Below are 2,440 nucleotides of genomic sequence, written 5' to 3' on the forward strand. Positions count from 1 at the left end.
TCCCCGTCACCCTCCGCCAACCGCGCGTACGAGATCCCCGCGTAGTCCGCGGCCCCGCCCGCGCTCGCCCTGCGCAGCTCCTCGAACACCTCCTCGGGATCCGTGGGGAACCCCTTCCCGTGCCCGAGCCGCTCCGCGAGACCGTGCAGCACCTCCAGGTCACCGCGCACCCCGGCCGGCGCGGACACCGCCCGGCGCCGCAGCAGCACCCGGCCCTCCAGGTTCGTCACCGTCCCGGTCTCCTCGGCCCACTGCGTCACCGGCAGCACCACGTCCGCGAGGCCGGCCGTCTCGGACAGCACCACGTCCGCCACCGCGAGGAAGTCGAGCGACCGCAGCCGCTCCTCCACATGCGCGGCCCGCGGCGCCGACACCACCGGGTTGGACCCCATCAGGAGCAGCGCCCTGACGTCCCCGCCGAGCGCGTCGAGCAGTTCGTACGCCGACCTCCCGGGACCGGGCAGCGTGTCCGGGTCCACACCCCAGACGCCCGCCACATGCGCCCGCGCCGCCGGGTCGGTCAGCTTGCGGTAGCCGGGCAACTGGTCCGCCTTCTGCCCGTGTTCACGCCCTCCTTGTCCATTGCCCTGCCCCGTCAGGCAGCCGTACCCGGACAGCGGCCGCCCCGCGTTCCCCGTGGCCAGGCACAGATTGATCCATGCCCCGACCGTGTCCGTCCCCTTGGACTGCTGCTCGGGCCCGCGCGCGGTCAGCACCATCGCGGTGCCGGCGTCGCAGAACAGGCGCACCGCGTCCCGAAGCCGGGGCACCGCCACCCCGGTGATCCGCTCGACGTGCTCGGGCCAGTGCGCCATCGCCGCCGCCCGTGCCTCGTCCCAGCCGCTCGTGCGCTCCGCGATGAACGCCTCGTCCGTGCGGCCCTCCGCCACCACCAGGTGCAGCAGGCCCAGCGCCAGCGCCAGGTCCGTGCCGGGCCGGGGCGCCAGATGCAGGTCGGCCTGCTCGGCGGTCCGCGTCCGCCGCGGGTCCACGACGATCAACGTCCCGCCGTTCTCCCGCAGCTCGGTGAGGTACCGCAGCGCCGGCGGCATCGTCTCGGCGAGGTTCGACCCGACGAGGATCACGCAGCCGGTGCGCGGGACGTCCTCCAGCGGGAACGGCAGCCCCCGGTCCAGCCCGAACGCCCGCTGCCCGGCCGCCGCGGCCGACGACATGCAGAACCGTCCGTTGTAGTCGATCTGCGACGTGCCGAGCACGACCCGCGCGAACTTGCCCAGCGCGTACGCCTTCTCGTTGGTCAGCCCGCCCCCGCCGAACACCCCGCACGCGTCCGCGCCATATGCCGTGCGCGTGCGGGACAGTCCGTCGGCGATCCGGTCGAGGGCCTCCTCCCAGGTGGCCGGCGTGAGCCTGCCCGTGGCGTGGGATCGGACGAGTGGCTCCGTCAGCCGCACCCGGGAGGAGAGCACCTCGGGCGCCGTGCGGCCCTTGCCGCACAGGGCTCCCCTGTTGACCGGGAACCCGGGACGCTCCACGACCTCCACCCCTTGGGGGCCCGTGGCCAGGCCCATCCCGCATTGCAGCGCGCAGTACGGGCAGTGGGTCGACGTCGCCGTGGAGTGCATGGATCCAGCGTCCGACGGGGTTGTTACACGCCCTGACGTCCGCGCGTTACACACGGGGTAAGCCGACCTCAGCGGCCCCCGCGCCACGCTGTGAGGCCCGCCCCGGCTCGGCGCCGAGCACGGCGCCGACCTCAGCGCCGTGACGCCAGCGCTCGCTCGACCCCCGGCTCCCGCGGACCCAGGAAGTGCGGATCGGGCCGGAACANNCCTGGCTGATCAGCACGGCCCGGTCCACGCCGAATATCTTCTTGGCGCGGACGCAGGAGTCCCATGTGTCGAACCCGGCGTAGTCACTGACGATCCGCCGGTCCGGCACGCCGTGCTCGGTCAGATAGGCGCGCATCGCGTCCGGCTCGTCGTAGTCCTCGCGGCTGTTGTCGCCCGTGACGAGCACGACCTCTATGCGGCCCGCGCGGTACAACTTCGCCGCCGCGTCCAGCCGGTGCGCCAGATACGGCGACGGCTCGCCCTTCCACAGCCCGGCCCCGAACACCATCGCGACGCGCGTCCGCGGGGCGTCCTCGACCGTGCCCACCTTGTCGCCCGTCGTCACGAACAGCCAGGTCGCCGGCAGCAGCGCGAGCACACACAGCGCCATCACCGCCTGCACGGCCCGTCGCTGCCCCTGCCGTGTGCGCGGAAGCCGCACCCGCCGCAGCCACGTCCCGGGCCCTCGCTCCGACCGCGTCGCCGGCGGCCTCGACCGCCGCGCCCACCCCGTCCACTTCATGCCATCGCCCCCGTGCCCACCGGATCTCCCCCGATCCGATCACTGCCACAACCGTAAGCGACCCCACCGGCCGCGTCATCGACTCCCGCCCCCGAAACAACCCGGAGACCACCCCGACACCGCC

1 protein-coding gene and 1 pseudogene are annotated in these 2,440 nt (G+C 73.8%); both read right to left on the bottom strand.

Translation table 11 applies throughout. From position 1 onward, the window contains the following. Window positions 1-1,586, bottom strand: a 1,586-nt coding sequence (locus AOK22_RS37990; RefSeq protein ID WP_055703202.1) for a molybdopterin oxidoreductase family protein, incomplete at its 3' end; no start/stop codon positions are given. Window positions 1,587-1,793: 207 nt separating this feature from the next. Further along, window positions 1,794-2,184: pseudogene (locus AOK22_RS37995) on the bottom strand (SanA/YdcF family protein); the annotation flags it as partial. Between the last annotated feature and the right edge of the window lie 256 nt (window positions 2,185-2,440).

The organism is Streptomyces silaceus (assembly GCF_001419745.1).
GTDB classification, from domain to species: domain Bacteria; phylum Actinomycetota; class Actinomycetes; order Streptomycetales; family Streptomycetaceae; genus Streptomyces; species Streptomyces silaceus.